This window comes from Acinetobacter sichuanensis (genome assembly GCF_003024515.2).
Classification (GTDB): Bacteria; Pseudomonadota; Gammaproteobacteria; order Pseudomonadales; family Moraxellaceae; genus Acinetobacter; species Acinetobacter sichuanensis.
The window spans coordinates 41,111-56,349 of record NZ_PYIX02000008.1; the positions used below are offsets into that span (position 1 = coordinate 41,111).

17 protein-coding genes are annotated in these 15,239 nt (G+C 38.1%); 10 read left to right on the top strand and 7 right to left on the bottom strand.

Annotated elements, in window-relative coordinates; genetic code table 11:
- Positions 1-30: 30 nt before the first annotated feature.
- Complete coding sequence (gene plsB / locus C9E89_RS07130; RefSeq protein ID WP_107007565.1) at positions 31-2,616, bottom strand: glycerol-3-phosphate 1-O-acyltransferase PlsB; 2,586 nt, start codon at positions 2,614-2,616, stop codon at positions 31-33.
- Between the two features lie 290 nt (positions 2,617-2,906).
- Between plsB and C9E89_RS07135 the strand changes: the two genes are divergently transcribed.
- Together C9E89_RS07135 and C9E89_RS07140 are read left to right on the top strand one after the other, a co-directional pair.
- A complete protein-coding gene (locus C9E89_RS07135) occupies positions 2,907-3,782 on the top strand; it encodes an acyl-CoA thioesterase (protein WP_107007566.1) in 876 nt (291 codons plus the stop codon).
- Between the two features lie 154 nt (positions 3,783-3,936).
- Positions 3,937-5,184 carry a dicarboxylate/amino acid:cation symporter gene (locus tag C9E89_RS07140; RefSeq protein WP_107007567.1) on the top strand — a complete coding sequence of 416 codons (1,248 nt, stop codon included), beginning with the start codon at positions 3,937-3,939 and terminating at the stop codon, positions 5,182-5,184.
- Between the two features lie 2 nt (positions 5,185-5,186).
- On the opposite strand, the gene C9E89_RS07145 is transcribed toward C9E89_RS07140, so the two are convergent.
- The 6 genes from C9E89_RS07145 to C9E89_RS07170 all read right to left on the bottom strand — a co-directional run bounded on the left by C9E89_RS07145 (position 5,187) and on the right by C9E89_RS07170 (position 10,655).
- Complete coding sequence (locus C9E89_RS07145) at positions 5,187-5,717, bottom strand: hemerythrin domain-containing protein (protein ID WP_107007568.1); 531 nt, start codon at positions 5,715-5,717, stop codon at positions 5,187-5,189.
- A gap of 110 nt (positions 5,718-5,827) precedes the next feature.
- Positions 5,828-6,772: a metal-dependent hydrolase gene (locus C9E89_RS07150; RefSeq protein WP_107007569.1), complete on the bottom strand. Its 945-nt coding sequence runs from the start codon at positions 6,770-6,772 to the stop codon at positions 5,828-5,830.
- A gap of 130 nt (positions 6,773-6,902) precedes the next feature.
- Positions 6,903-7,739, bottom strand: a complete 837-nt coding sequence (gene yihA, locus C9E89_RS07155) for a ribosome biogenesis GTP-binding protein YihA/YsxC (protein ID WP_107007570.1) — start codon at positions 7,737-7,739, stop codon at positions 6,903-6,905.
- A 150-nt stretch (positions 7,740-7,889) separates the two neighbouring features.
- Positions 7,890-8,333: an RrF2 family transcriptional regulator gene (locus tag C9E89_RS07160; RefSeq protein WP_107007571.1), complete on the bottom strand. Its 444-nt coding sequence runs from the start codon at positions 8,331-8,333 to the stop codon at positions 7,890-7,892.
- A 125-nt stretch (positions 8,334-8,458) separates the two neighbouring features.
- On the bottom strand, positions 8,459-9,223 hold the full coding sequence (locus tag C9E89_RS07165) for a globin domain-containing protein (RefSeq protein WP_107007572.1): 765 nt from the start codon (positions 9,221-9,223) through the stop codon (positions 8,459-8,461).
- Between the two features lie 241 nt (positions 9,224-9,464).
- On the bottom strand, positions 9,465-10,655 hold the full coding sequence (locus tag C9E89_RS07170) for a PLP-dependent transferase (RefSeq protein ID WP_228198992.1): 1,191 nt from the start codon (positions 10,653-10,655) through the stop codon (positions 9,465-9,467).
- 175 nt (positions 10,656-10,830) lie between these two features.
- Between C9E89_RS07170 and C9E89_RS07175 the strand changes: the two genes are divergently transcribed.
- The 8 genes from C9E89_RS07175 to rplV all read left to right on the top strand — a co-directional run bounded on the left by C9E89_RS07175 (position 10,831) and on the right by rplV (position 15,239).
- Positions 10,831-11,556, top strand: coding sequence for a type 1 glutamine amidotransferase (locus C9E89_RS07175; RefSeq protein ID WP_107007574.1), 726 nt, complete (start codon positions 10,831-10,833; stop codon positions 11,554-11,556).
- A 272-nt stretch (positions 11,557-11,828) separates the two neighbouring features.
- The gene (gene rpsJ, locus C9E89_RS07180; protein WP_004725677.1) at positions 11,829-12,140 is read left to right on the top strand and encodes a 30S ribosomal protein S10; all 312 of its coding nucleotides are present in this window, start codon (positions 11,829-11,831) and stop codon (positions 12,138-12,140) included.
- A gap of 59 nt (positions 12,141-12,199) precedes the next feature.
- Positions 12,200-12,838: a 50S ribosomal protein L3 gene (gene rplC / locus C9E89_RS07185; protein ID WP_107007575.1), complete on the top strand. Its 639-nt coding sequence runs from the start codon at positions 12,200-12,202 to the stop codon at positions 12,836-12,838.
- A gap of 11 nt (positions 12,839-12,849) precedes the next feature.
- Positions 12,850-13,452, top strand: coding sequence for a 50S ribosomal protein L4 (rplD, locus tag C9E89_RS07190; RefSeq protein ID WP_068973570.1), 603 nt, complete (start codon positions 12,850-12,852; stop codon positions 13,450-13,452).
- Positions 13,449-13,769 (top strand): 50S ribosomal protein L23, encoded by a 321-nt coding sequence (rplW, locus tag C9E89_RS07195; protein ID WP_107007576.1) that lies wholly within the window; start codon positions 13,449-13,451, stop codon positions 13,767-13,769. The genes rplD and rplW overlap by 4 nt, the downstream gene beginning before the upstream one ends.
- A gap of 11 nt (positions 13,770-13,780) precedes the next feature.
- The gene (gene rplB, locus C9E89_RS07200) at positions 13,781-14,605 is read left to right on the top strand and encodes a 50S ribosomal protein L2 (RefSeq protein WP_107007577.1); all 825 of its coding nucleotides are present in this window, start codon (positions 13,781-13,783) and stop codon (positions 14,603-14,605) included.
- A gap of 19 nt (positions 14,606-14,624) precedes the next feature.
- The gene (rpsS, locus tag C9E89_RS07205; RefSeq protein ID WP_004281508.1) at positions 14,625-14,900 is read left to right on the top strand and encodes a 30S ribosomal protein S19; all 276 of its coding nucleotides are present in this window, start codon (positions 14,625-14,627) and stop codon (positions 14,898-14,900) included.
- A 9-nt stretch (positions 14,901-14,909) separates the two neighbouring features.
- Positions 14,910-15,239 carry a 50S ribosomal protein L22 gene (rplV, locus tag C9E89_RS07210; RefSeq protein ID WP_065994096.1) on the top strand — a complete coding sequence of 110 codons (330 nt, stop codon included), beginning with the start codon at positions 14,910-14,912 and terminating at the stop codon, positions 15,237-15,239.

Sequence of the window (15,239 nt, forward strand, 5' to 3'; positions counted from 1 at the left end):
CTCCTAAAGGAAGAAGGAACTCAAAGACTTTTACTTCTTCTTCCGTTTCAAACGCTTCTTCGCTTGTTGTGCAGCAACTGCATCTAACGCTTCTTTTAATTCTTCATCAGTAAATGAAGTAATATGTTGAAGCATTTGCAAAGTCACATCATCCAAAACTAGGTTGGCATACTGTGCAACATTACGGAATTGCTCATCAAAAACAATCGAACCCTCATCATTTTTGGCAATATAACCTTGCTCAGTCAACACCTTAATAAAACTTTGGAACAACGCTTTATCAAAGAACTCAGGCGAGTTGAACTCATACAACACAGACAAACGCTGCCCCAATAAATGACTCAAAACCTCAACTTGATTGGTTGAAATATTGCCCGAACCACGCTGTGTGATCAGTGCCAAAGTCATGTAATAACGCTCAAGACTCTGACGCACAGGCGCAGCCAATACTGCAAGTTGATTATGATCTTCAGAGTTTGGTGCAGGACAGAAAATAAAGCCTTCATCATCAACAAAAATTAAATCTGCTTGCGCCAAAGCTTTGACGTATAGGCTGACTTGATCTTGAATCTCATCATCTTTCCATTTCAAGAACAATTCTGCTTTTAAGAACGGATAAAGTGTGCGAATGACATTGATCAAATCGCTATGACTGATTTTACCGTTATGTTCAACCAAAGCTGCAACAAGTGAAGGTAAAACAAAAGCATGCAAAATATTATTGCGGAAATAAGTCAATAAAATCGCTTGATTATCAGCAATGGCAATAATATCGCCAAGTACGTGTTGAACGCGCTTAATCAATTTCAGTTTTAGACCATAAGCAATAATTTCTTTGCCTGAAAGCGGTGTGACTTGTGTACGACTGTCATAAGGAATAGCAGTCAACAAATCACGATAGGTATCAAGTTGTTTAATGCAGATTTCTTCATCAAGTGTATGCTTCGGTGTTGCCAATAAAATTAACGATAGCAATGAAACAGGGTTGATGACCACAGCACGGTTAATATTTTCTAAAATCATATGTGCTGAAGTATTTACAGCCGCTGAAACTTGATCTGGCACAGGGTCATCATTGTGCGCAATCTGAACTTGGTCTGCACCATGCGCTTTTAACATATCATCAAGGAAAACAGGCTCACCAAAATTGACATGTACTTTACCAAAAATACGTTCAATCTTTTTCAACGTCTGAATGATGCCAAAAATAGATTCGGACTCTTTCGGCTTACCATTCATTTCACCAACATAGGTTGCACCTTCCATCAAACGTTCATAACCAATATAAGTTGGTACAAATGCAATCGGTTTGGTTTTACCACGTAAATGACCATGCACGGTCATCGCTAACATGCCCGTTTTTGGTGGCAATAAACGACCAGTACGTGAACGTCCACCTTCAATAAAGTATTCTAAAGGCGTGTTACGGGAAAGGATGCTATATAGATATTCCTTAAATACAGAGGTGTACAGTGCATTGCCACGGAATGAACGACGAATAAAGAATGCACCGCCACCGCGTAATAATTGCCCTACAAAAGGCATATTTAAATTATCACCCGCAGCGATATATGGCACCATCAAGCCACGTTTAAAGATCACATAAGACAATAACAAGTAGTCGATATGACTACGGTGACATGGCGTGTAAATGATTTCATAGTCTTTTGCCAGTTCACGCACAGTGCTAAAGTTATGTACTTCAACGCCGTCATAAAGTTGCGTCCATAAACGTGTCAGGGCAACTTCAGCAAAACGAACTGCTGAATAAGAATAATCCGAAGCAATTTCATTGACGAAGCCAATCGCTTTACGTTCTGCTTCAATCATACTGATTTTAGAGCGCACACTTTCTTTACGAATTGCATCTTGCACATCAGGTGACTTGATCAACGACAACATCACGTTACGTCGGTCTGACAAGTCAGGACCCAGAATCACTTCACGTTGACGATCTAAATAATCATTCAATTGATTGATAATATACGTTGCAGGTGAAACATTTGGATGCTGCATTTTTGCAAAGTTCACTAAGCCACGTAATGATTTGGCTTCATGAAACTCTAGGAACGACTGACGACCATGTACACCAATATTCATAAGCTGTTTGACTTTGCTTGGCGTTGCCCAAGTATCTGTAAATAACAGCTTAAACCAAGAGTCTTCTTTATCTGGTGAACGTCCCCAAAGTACAGTCACAGGAACCAATTCAATGTCTAATTCTGGATTTTGTTCTAAAGCATCAATTAAACGCAATAAACGTGGCGGAAATGGATGAGATGGCGGATTAAAATAATTATTTTCATCTTGATGCTGCAAAAATAAAATCGCGGCTTTTTCACGATTTGAGCCTACTTGTACAGGATCAAGCGCTGGCGCTAACTTCAAACGACGTGTTTCACCATCGACGACCAAAGCATTACTACGTGAAAAGTTTTGTAGTACATAGCACACTATTTTTTGAGTTTTTACTTGCTCTATTTCAGTGTCTTTAGGTAAATTTTCTTGAGGTTGTACTTCCGTTGGAACCTCGCCAAGAACATGTGGAGTTACCACAAGGTCAAGTAACTTACTCGAAAGTTTACGATACATTTGACCAAAACCACTCTTGGACATACTTACTCCTAGCACATAAGAAATATGGCATTAAATAAAAAGCCAATATTTTCTTAATATTAGCCTTAAAACAAAATGATATTTTCTGATAAATCGTCACATCAGTGTTTAACTTTATCGTTAAAAATCGTATTTTTAGAAATGATAACAAAAAAAATAAGTGACGGCATTGTTTATGAATCTTTAGTCAATCAGACTGAAATTATGGCAGAATAACCCTCATTATCTGACATTTCAGGCATGTAATGAATTTTACTTCAGGGCAGCCCAAATAAGAATAGGTTTTTTATATGAATGCTTTAACCCAAGAGCTTGTTGATCTTTTAACACTTGAGAAGCTTGAAGAACATATTTTTCGTGGGCAAAGTCGTAATCTTGTAGGCAAACGTGTGTTTGGTGGACAAGTTTTAGGGCAGGCTTTACGTGCAGCTTCTTATACAGCAGATCGTCCTGCACATTCGATGCATGCTTATTTTCTATATGGTGGCGATATTAATGCACCGATCATTTATGAAGTAGACAAGTTACGTGATGGTAAAAGTTTCTTAAGTCGCCAAGTTCGTGCCATTCAACATGGTCGTACTATTTTTTCAGCAATGATTTCATTTGCAACACCAGAGGATGGTTTAAATTATCAGGTTAATGAACCAGATTATCCTCGACCTGATGACTTAAAATCTGAACAAGAGTTAAAAGAAAATTTAATTAACTTTATTCCTGAAAATATTCGCACGGCATTTATGCGTCCAAGACAAATTGATATTAAGCCGATTAATATTAGTAATCCATTTCAGCCACAACCTGAAGCGCCATCAAATGCTTTCTATATGAAAACCTATGAAAAGCTGCCACCAGAACTTGCAGACGATGTAGCGTTAAATCAAGCGATCGTTGCATTTTATTCAGATTATTCTTTTATGGTGACAGCGCTACGACCTCATGGTGTAAATTATTTAACACCGAGTATTCAAATTGCCAGTATTGATCATGCGATTTATTTCCATAAACCTGTGAAAGCAGATGAGTGGATGCTTTACGATATGGATGCAACTGTGACAGCAAGCTCTCGAGGCTTAAATCATGGTCGTATGTGGCAAAATGGTCAGCTTGTATGTAGCACGACTCAGGAAGGCTTAATGCGTATGCGTGAAATTGAGCAACGTTAAAATCGAGTGAGCGAAATAACAAAATCATAAAACAAAGCCATCTGAAAAGGTGGCTTTGTGATTTTTATACTGAGCTTGTCACAAAAAAATGCTCGATTCATAAAAGTATCAATGGCATATTGCCCAATAAGGAAGAATTAAATAGTCAGCATAGATGAGCCTAAACACACAAATTTTAATCGCTGCCATTTTAGGTATCGCATTTGGATTTTTACTCAATCAATTTCCAAGTACGCAGTTTTTTGATGCCAGTATTTACGGCTTAGGGATCGCCAGTAGTATTTTTATTGGTTTGTTAAAAATGCTGTTAATTCCCCTGATTTTTAGCTCAATAGTTGTTGGTGTTTCTAATCTTCAGGCAGGCGGACAACTGAGTCGAACATGGAAAATCACTTTAGCGTGTTGTGTAACAACAACGACTTTGGCTTTAATTCTTGGAATCAGTTGTGCGCATCTATTTGATGTTGGAAAAGGGGTAGATATTGCTTTATTTCAAGATGCAATGAATCAACACCAAACACCCGATACCTTAACAGCCAGTTCTTTTTTTACGAATTTTATTCAAAATACCCTCATTAATCCATTCAAGGCATTTGCAGAAGGGAATGTGCTTGCAGTGGTATTATTTGCATTACTCCTTGGTGTTGCTCTGGTCAAAGGTGGAGAGCGTTTTAAGGGTATCAGACAACTGAGTACACAGTTTTTTGAAGTGATGATGATGATGGTCGGATGGGTAATGAAACTCGCACCGATTGGGATTTTTGCATTACTCGCAAAATTGATTTCTACAGAAGATATTTCAATATTAAGTCGTTTAGCTGAATTTGCGGCTGTCGTGACGGGAACAACTATTTTTCATGGTGCAGTTGTTTTGCCTTTGTTGTTGTGGATTTTTGGAAAAATGAATCCTATTACCTTTTTTAAGGGAACACGTACCGCCTTGATTACGGCATTTGCAACCAGTTCTAGTTCAGCGACGATGCCTTTATCCATGAAGTGCGCGCAGGAAAATTTAGGTGTAAGACCACAAACTGCAGGCTTTGTGATTCCTCTGGGTACACAGTTAAATATGGACGGCACGGCATTATATGAAGCAGCAGCGGCTTTATTTATTGCAAATCTGATGGGGTTGGATTTAAGTTTAGGACAGCAAGTGATTGTTTGTTTGACAGCAATGATTGCATCTCTAGGTGCGCCTGGTATTCCAAGTGCAGGTATGGTGACGATGATCATGGTCTTACAATCTGTAGGGTTACCTGCGGAAGCAATCGCAATTTTATTACCCATAGATCGCTTATTAGATACAGTAAGAACTGTGGTGAATGTACAAGGAGATATGATGATTAGTGTGGTGGTTGATCACCACACTAAAGCATTAGAAAATACACCTACTTCGGGTTAAAACTAAAAAGATGGTTGGTAAAGTGGATATAATTGATCCTCTTTACCACTTATACGTTGTGTCAGAACCTGACCAATCACTAAATATTCTTTTTGAAAGAGTGCAACGTTTGTATCGGAAACAGTTTCATTTTGCCATTTTTTAATAAATGTCATAAGTTGCTGAGAAATATGGTGCATATCCTCTTTATACATTTTAACAAAATCTAGATAGTCAGGTTGGTTGGAAAACTGTTGTTCAAGATAGCTATAAAAACTCATATCCTCTTGTGTAATATGATGCTGCAAATCTGTATTTAAAGTATTTATTAATGATTTTATCTCCTCATATTGTTTTAATTTTAAAGATTTTTCGATTTGTTTGTAAACCTTGATGAGTTTTTGATGACTATCTTTTAATGATGGAATTAAGTGCGTGCAATAACTCACTGTATGAGAGTTGAGTGTGGTTGAAAATGATGATGGAGGTGATTTTAATGATTTTCCTAAAAGTTTTTGAAAGAATAGGTAAACCAGTTGAAGTAATTTTTTCATTAGAAGTCTTCTTATTGTAAGTAGTAATTTTTAAGTTTAATTAAATAATAATATTTTTATTAGAAAGAGTCAAAAGCCATACGTCGAGTATGGCTATTTTTTACAAGAAATTAAGCGACTTTAGGTAAAGCACGTTTTGCTGCTGGAGATTGATCTAAATATGCAATAGCATCTTCAGTTTTAGCTTCGTGTACTGGATCATACCAAGGCATTAAATAACCAAGTTGTTGAGAAACTAACCATAAAGGGTGTGGCATAAGGCGATTATCTGCTTGAGCGATTTTTGCCCACTCACGCCAAATCCATGGTTTGTATACAGCAGGCTTTTTGTCTGCAAAACGTGGGTCTTGTCCCATGATATGTGCTGCACCATCTACCCATAAACCAAGAACAGCAGGAATTACGATCACACTTTGATAATAACGAGAAATATATCCACCACCTAAATGACGATACAAATCAAATGCAACAGTACGATGTTCGATTTCTTCTGCACCATGCCATTTAACAAGATCAAGCATGTTAGGATCGGCACCTAGTTGTTCCCACTTTTTATTATAAAGAACATACTTACCAAGTACACAAGTCATGTGTTCAACAGTTGCTACGATACCTAAACGGAATAAATCCCACTGATGTTCTAATGCTGTAGGAATATTTAAGCCTAAAGGTTTGTCTGCTAAGAGTTTTCCAAATAGAAAATCCATCACATCTAGGTTACGTTGGATATCAATATTACGAACAGTTAAATATTCTTTATTCGCAGAAACATGGGCTTGAGCATGCATTGCTTCTTGGCGAATAAATGCACGTACATCTTCTGCTAACTTTTCATCTGTAATTTTAGGTAAAACACGGTTGTATAAGCGGCAGAACCAAAATTCACCCGCAGGTAAAATATTATTAATTTCATTTACAAAATAGCTAACAAAAGGCTGAGTAGGAATCCAGTCAAGAGGAGTTTCTTGCCATTCAAATTTCACTTTACGTGGTTTGATATGATACTGAATAGACGATCCAATCTTACTGTTCTTTAATCGAGATAATAACTTCATCACAGTGTCCTAATTTTTCTTTCGTGATTTCACACTTTTCTTTAGTATAAAAAAATGTCCCGAATTGTTATTAGCAATTTAGGACATTCCAATATCAATTTGTGATGAATTTGGTCAGACAATCACAAATTTATTCTGTTTTATCTGAATCTGATATTAAGGGTTGTTGTTCAGATATTTCGTTTTGCTCTAATTCTAAGTCAGATTCGGATGCTTCAGGAATGCTGTCTAGATCAAAGCCTGTCGGGTTGTCCAGAGTAAAGTTTAAACGACCACCCATAACACTGGCAAGCTCTTCTAGACCTTGTTTGTTTAAAGAAGAAAAAAGTTGAATTGAAAAGTTAAGTTTCATCTTTTTCAATTCTTGTTTTACATCTAATAATGCTTGATGAGCAGGACCGCGATTAAGCTTATCAGATTTGGTTAACAACACATGGACAAATAATTGACGTGAATAAGCCCACTCTAACATCATGACATCAAAATGTTGTAAAGGATGGCGAATATCCATGAGCAAAATCAAACCTTGTAAGCTTTGACGATGAATCAAATAATTTTCAAGTTCTTTTTGCCAAACAATTTTCATTGCCTCAGGTACAGCCGCATAGCCATAACCAGGTAAATCAACCAGACGTTGGTTTGGATTTCCTAAACTAAAAAAGTTGATCATTTGTGTACGACCAGGTTTTTTAGAAGCGCGAGCGAGTTGCTTTTGATTGGTAATAGCATTAATTGCGCTGGATTTTCCAGCATTCGAGCGCCCTGCGAAAGCAACTTCATAGCCTGTATCTTCTACGCACAAATCCAGTTTCGGCGCACTCATTAAAAATTCAGCTTTACGCAACCAATTTAATGCAATGGCTGAGTATTCAGAAACAACTGAGTCTACCTTTTTTTCGTAGCTAATTTTCTGCCGAGGAGCACTTGCTGTTTTACTATTTTTCGACTTTCCACTGCTGCGATGCATAATTCAACTTCAAACTAAAAATTGGATACTAGTATAAATGATCAGAGTGCTTCTGACGAATTTATGCGTGTAAATTAAGAAGTCAACCTGAAATATAACCGTGAAATTTACAATTAAAAATATTCGAAAAGATAGAAAATTAATCTTTGATTAGAGTTGAATGAGTTCTATAGGAGAGTGCTGAGATTTAACGGCACCTTGTGAGCGAGCAACAACATCTGCGATGGTGTATTGGTCTAAAACTTGATAAAAACGTTCAACGGCATCATCTAAAATGCCTTTTAAACCACAACGGCTTCTCAAAACACAGGGCGGAGTATTGCATTCAACGATGGGTGCTTCACCTTGTAAAATACGTACCATTGCCCCAAGTTGACAAGTGTATACATTTGGATCTAAACGAATTCCACCACCTTTACCACGTGTTGTGATCAGCCAGTTTTGCTTTGCCATAAAATGAACAATTTTGACTAAGTGATTTTCTGAAACTTGTAAATCTTTGGCAATTTCAGCAATAGTGTAGGGGGTGTCTTTGGGTTTTGAGACGTAAAGGACTAGGCGAAGTGCATAATCAGTAAACTTATTTAACTGCATAACGCTTTCAATGAATGAACTTAAAGCTATGTTAGCTTGAAACTTATTGAAATGAAAAGTACTTAAAAATAAATCAGACTAAATAGGTCAACTTTTACATTGACCTATCATTATATAAGCGCATTTTAGCCTTTTAATGGTGCGGTTACTTGTACAGTATCGCCAACTTTATAATGATCTAGCAAAATATTAGCAACTGAAAACTCGGTTGGTGTTTCAACAGATTTAGCCTCAATTTGATATTCAGAATTATTCTGAGCTTCTGAAAAAATAAACTGTTGAGGTTGTTGGATTTCGTGATTTGGCACTTGAACTTTCACTGAAATATAAGATTTTTCTTCAGCAGTTGGAATTGGCTGATGATCTTGTGCTTTCAATGTAAATTTCTTACCAGTTTCTGTTGCTTCTATTGCTGTAATTTCAAATGGACGCCAACCTGACCAGCCACCATTTTGCTGTGCTAAGCCTTCATATTTATTTTTTTCAGTTTGAATTAAAATATCAGCGAGTTGTAAATAAGCTTCTTTCCAAGCCGCAATTAAATCCGATTCAAAAGGAACATTTAACACTTCACTGATAGAGTGTAAGAGGTTGTCACCAACAATGGCATATTGGTCAGCTTGAATGTTGAGGCTAACATGTTTTGTGGTGATATGCTCAATCGCTTTCGCTAAAAAACTAGGATTTTCAATATGTTCAGCATAAGCCAATACCGCTGCTGCTAAGGCACGAGGTTGACGCCCAGAGCTTTGATGATCCATATTAAAAACATTTTTTAGCTCAGGGTGGTTGGCTAACATTCTGTTATAAAAATATTGAGTAAGTGCAACACCATTTTCACGAAGCACAGGTACAGTCGCTTTAACAAGTTCGATATGTTCTGGAGTCATGGCTAGACCTTTTTAATCTGGCTTTATAAGATGTATTTAAAATATATCTTTATGAATAAAATTGCAATACCGAGATAAATAAAAAAATTATTGAGACAAACTAGAGAGCAATAAAAATATTATTTAATCAATATTTATCGTTATTTTGTGTTGTAAATAAATTGATTATTGAATTATTTTTAATATATGTGTGAAATGAAAAATAGACCCTCATAAGGGTCTATTTGTTTGCTAAGTTAAATTAAATCAAAGAATTTAGCGCATATTGAATATCTTGAATTAGATCTTCAGCATCTTCTAAGCCAATACAGAAACGTACCAAAATACCATTTTGTAAATGAGAATGTTTCAGTTGACGCATTTGATTGAGTTGATAAAGCATCACTAAGCTAACAGGACCACCCCAGCTAAAACCCAGTTTAAATAATTGTAAATGGTCACAAAATTTACGAATAGCTTGGATGTCATATTCAGGTTTAAAAATTACACTGACTAAACCTGCGCTTTGTTCAGTTTGACAAGTTTCTTTCCAATATTGATGGCTAATATTATCAGAGTCGGCAGGGTGTAAAACTTGTGCAAAAATGTCTTGAGTTTTTAACCATGTTAAAATTTTTAGGGCTGTTTGTGCTTGATGTTGATAGCGAATTTGCATTGAAGCTAAACTGCGTTGTACTTGTGCTGCATCATCCCCTGAAATGGCAATCCCTTGAATTGCATGCATGCGAAATAATTCATGATGGAGTTTTGGGTTTTGAGTCACCACAGAACCCATTAAAATATCACCACCACCACTTGGGTATTTAGTGAGTGCATGAACTGAAATATCAACAGATAAATGTTCATTGCTAAAATCAAAAGCATTAAATGCTAGACCTGCTCCCCAAGTATTATCTAAAGCAGTTAGTATATTTTTTTCTTTGGCTTTTTTTACGAGGTTGATGAGGTCTGGAAATTCTAAAGTTACAGAGCCAGCGGCTTCTAACCAAATGAGTTTTGTGTTTTGGCTAGGTTGAAATGTATCAGCATCAATTGGATTATAGACTTTGACAATAATTCCATAGCGCGTTTCAAGATTGCGTAAATGCTCCATATTTGGACCATAAATATTATCGGCAACCCAGACTTCATCACCATGTCTTAAAAAACATGAATTCACCAGATTAATTGCTGATAAGCCACTGGGCGCCAGTAAGCAATATTTTCCCCCTTCGATTTGAGCAATATTGTCACCTAAAGTAAATGTTGTTGGTGTGCCGTGTGTGCCATAACTATAGTCATATTCATCCGTCCAATGGCGATTAAATAGTGCATTTGTATCTTTGAAAATAATCGTGGATGCACGAAATAGGGGAGGTTGTACGGTATCTATATATTGAGGTGCTTTGCGTGGTGCATGAATAAGTGAAGTTTGAAAATTTTTCTGGTTCATCATGAGTCTCAAATAAATAAAAAAATTAATCTAAGCAAAACATAACGATTTGTAGGGTGAAAGCAAATATTTGTGAAAAAATAATTTTTAAAATGGTGGTTGGCTTCCTTTTTGCATCACAGTATCTAGATTTTGACTTGATTGAATAAACGATACTACAAAAATAGGTGATCCCATGAAGAAACTTAAAGTTCACTATTTTCAGCATATTACAGGTGAAGGTTTTGGTAGTTGTTATGATTATTTAAAATCATTAAATGCAGAAATTACAGCGACAGAGTTTTTTGCACTTCCTAAAGATTTTCATTTAGACATTGATGCTTTACCTCATATTGATGACGTCGATTTACTCATTATCATGGGGGGAGAAATGAGCGTAAATGATGAAGTTAATTATCCTTGGTTAAAAATAGAAAAACGTTGGATTCGACGTTATTTGGCTGCATTTAAGCCTGCGATTGGTTTATGTTTGGGTGGGCAGCTCATTGCAAATGCGTTAGGTGCAAATGTGTATCGAAATACAATGCAAGAATTAGGATGGACGACTGTTTATAAAAGTGCAGCAATACCTGAATTTTGCTTTCAATTGCCTTTAGTGATGCAAGTGATGCAATGGCATAGTGAAACTTTTGATATTCCCAAAGGTGCTATTCGTTTGGCTGAAAATAATGTTTGTGCGAATCAAGTGTATCAAATTGGGAAAAATGTCATTGGTTTTCAGTTTCACCCAGAAATCACGCCCCAGAGCTTAGAAATTTTTATTGAACATGAAGAAGATCAGCAAGTTTTTCAAGGGCAATATGTACAGGCTTTGGACTATTTGAAAACCTCCCAAAAAAATGATTTTGAGCAGGGTCGACAACTTTTAAATCATGCAATTGATTATGTATTACAAACTTAATCGTTGAATAAAAAGCAAACACATTGATTCATATGTGTTATTTAAAAAATAAGGAAAAATGCTAAATATATTTGCTTAAGCGTTAAACAATCGTTATAATGGGCGACCCTTCGATACGAAGGGTTGGATAGCGAAGAAAGTTATCCAGATCGTTACAGTCGTGGCATCGATCACGACCTTAGTGATTTTCACTGCTCTTGACACTTGCCTTTTTAGTGGGGTGAGATGCGTCAGGAGTGATTCTTTATATATTTGGCTTGGAGTTAACTGGTATGTCTAACCAGAGAATTCGTATCCGTCTTAAGTCTTTTGATCATCGTTTAATTGATCAATCTTCTCAAGAGATCGTAGAAACCGCAAAACGTACTGGCGCACAAGTGTGTGGTCCAATTCCGATGCCTACTCGCATCGAACGTTTCAACGTTTTAACATCACCACACGTTAATAAAGATGCGCGTGACCAATATGAAATCCGCACATACAAACGTTTGATCGACATCGTTCAACCTACAGACAAAACTGTAGATGCATTGATGAAGTTGGATCTTGCAGCTGGTGTTGATGTTCAGATCGCATTGGGTTAAGACTTTCGGTTAATTAACGCTCTAAGTTAATTAAGCCGCTTTTTTAGAGGTTTATGCACATGGCTATTGGTTTAGTCGGTCGCAAGTGCGGTATGACACGTATCTTTACAGATGCTGGTGTTTCTGTACCTGTAACAGTGATTGAGGTTGATCCTAACCGTATCACTCAAATCAAAACGCTTGAAACTGATGGTTATCAAGCGATTCAAATCACTACTGGTGAACGTCGCGAATCTCGCGTAACTAACGCTCAGAAAGGTCACTTTGCTAAAGCGGGTGTTGCTGTTGGTCGTCTAGTTCAAGAATTCCGTGCTACAGAAGCTGATCTTGAAGGTCGTGAAGTTGGCGGTACACTAACTGTTGATATGTTCACAGTTGGTCAAATCGTTGATGTAACTGGTACGTCTAAAGGTAAAGGTTTCCAAGGTGGTGTTAAGCGTTGGAACTTCCGTACTCAAGATGCTACTCACGGTAACTCTGTATCTCACCGTGTTTTAGGTTCTACTGGTCAAAACCAGACTCCTGGTCGCGTATTCAAAGGCAAAAAAATGGCTGGCCATTTAGGTGCTGAACGCGTAACTACTCAGGGTCTTGAAATTGTTGCTATCGACACAGAACGTTCAGTTCTTGTTGTTAAAGGCGCGATTCCTGGTGCGACTGGTGGTGACGTAACTGTTCGTCCTACGATCAAGGCCTGAGGGGAAATAACGTGAATTTAAAAACTGTTTCCGGCTCTGCTGTTGAATTGTCTGAAGTTGCGTTTGGTCGTGACTTTAATGAAGCACTTGTACACCAAGTTGTTACAGCTTATTTAGCTGGTGGTCGTCAAGGTTCAAAAGCACAAAAATCACGTGCAGACGTTTCTGGCGGTGGTAAAAAACCATTCCGTCAAAAAGGTACTGGCCGCGCTCGTGCTGGTTCTATTCGTAGCCCAATCTGGGTTGGTGGTGGTAAAACTTTTGCCGCTCGTCCACAAGATTGGTCACAAAAAGTGAACCGTAAAATGTACCGCGGTGCAATGCAATGTATCTTAGCTGAGCTTGTTCGCCAAGATCGTCTTGTATTAGTTGAAGAGTTTGCTGTTGAAGCGCCTAAAACTAAAGAATTGCTTGCAAAACTTAACGACTTGAACGCTACTCGCGCATTAATCGTTACTGAAGCTGTAGATGAAAATCTATATTTAGCTGCACGTAACCTTCCACACGTTGATGTGGTTGATGCTGCTGGGATCGATCCTGTTGGCTTGATCGCGTTCGATAAAGTTGTAATGTCTGTTGCTGCTGCTAAGAAAATTGAGGTAGAACTCGGATGAACAACGAACGTATCTATCAAGTCCTCCAAGGACCTGTATTCTCAGAAAAAGCACAAGTTTTAGGTGAGGCTGCTGGTGTTCAAGTATTTAAAGTTGCACTTGATGCAAACAAACTTGAAATCAAAAAAGCAGTTGAACAATTGTTTGGTGTAGAAGTTGTTAAAGTTAACACGACTATCACTAAAGGTAAGACTAAGCGCTTTGGTCGTACATTAGGACGTCGTTCTGATGTTAAAAAAGCATACGTCACCCTGAAAGCTGGCCAAGATGTTGAAATGGCTGACTTGGGCGATACCGCTGAAAACGCAGCGGAGTAAGGACGAGAATTATGCCTATTCAAAAATGTAAGCCAACGTCTCCAGGACGTCGCTTTGTAGAGAAAGTGGTTCATAGCCATCTTCACAAAGGCGCGCCTTATGCACCGTTGGTAGAAGCTAAAAAACGTACTGGTGGTCGTAATAACAACGGTCACATTACAACTCGTCACGTTGGTGGCGGTCATAAGCAGCACTATCGTCTTGTTGACTTTAAACGTAACAAAGATGGTATTCCTGCAACTGTAGAGCGTATTGAATACGATCCTAACCGTACTTCTCATATTGCACTTGTGCTTTATGCTGACGGTGAGCGTCGTTATATCATTGCACCTAAAGGTCTTCGCGCTGGTGATAAAGTTCAGTCTGGTAACGATGCTCCAATTCGTACAGGTAACTGCTTGCCACTTCGCAACATGCCAATTGGTTCTACATTACATAACATCGAGCTTAAAATCGGTAAAGGCGCGCAATTAGTGCGTTCTGCTGGTACTTCTGCTCAATTGTTAGGTCGTGACGGTTCTTACGCTATCATTCGTCTACGTTCAGGCGAAATGCGTAAAGTACACGTTGAATGTCGCGCTGTGTTAGGTGAAGTATCTAACTCAGAAAGCAACCTTCGTTCACTTGGTAAAGCAGGTGCATCACGCTGGCGTGGCGTTCGTCCTACCGTTCGTGGTATGGCGATGAACCCAGTAGACCATCCACATGGTGGTGGTGAAGGGCGTAACAAAGGTATTCAACCTGTAAGCCCATGGGGTCAAAAAGCTAAAGGGTACAAGACTCGTACCAATAAGCGTACGACTAAGATGATCATTCGCGACCGTCGCGTTAAGTAACAAGTAAAGGAATCTGACAATGCCTCGTTCTCTGAAAAAAGGCCCATTCGTCGATGCGCACTTGTTCGCTAAGGTTGAAGCGGCTATCGCGGCTAATAACCGTAAGCCGATCAAAACTTGGTCGCGTCGTTCGATGATCCTCCCAGATTTTGTTGGTTTAACAATTTCTGTCCATAATGGTCGTAACCATGTTCCAGTGATTGTATCTGAACACATGGTTGGTCATAAATTAGGTGAATTCGCGCCAACTCGTACCTATCGTGGTCACGGTGTTGACAAGAAGTCTAAACGTTAAGGTGCTATGATGGAAGTTACTGCTAAATTACGCGGTGCCGCTATCTCGGCACAAAAAACTCGTTTGGTTGCAGATTTAATCCGTGGCAAATCAGTTGCTCACGCGCTTAATATCTTAAACTTCAGCAACAAAAAAGCTGCAGTTTTAGTTAAAAAAGCATTGGAATCTGCGATTGCAAACGCTGAACACAATAACAGTTTAGATGTAGACGACCTTAAAGTTACTACGATTTACGTTGACGAAGGCATGAGCCTTAAACGTATTATGCCACGTGCTAAAGGCCGTGCAGATCGTATTACTAAGCGTACTTGTCACATTACCGTTAAGGTAGGGGTTTGA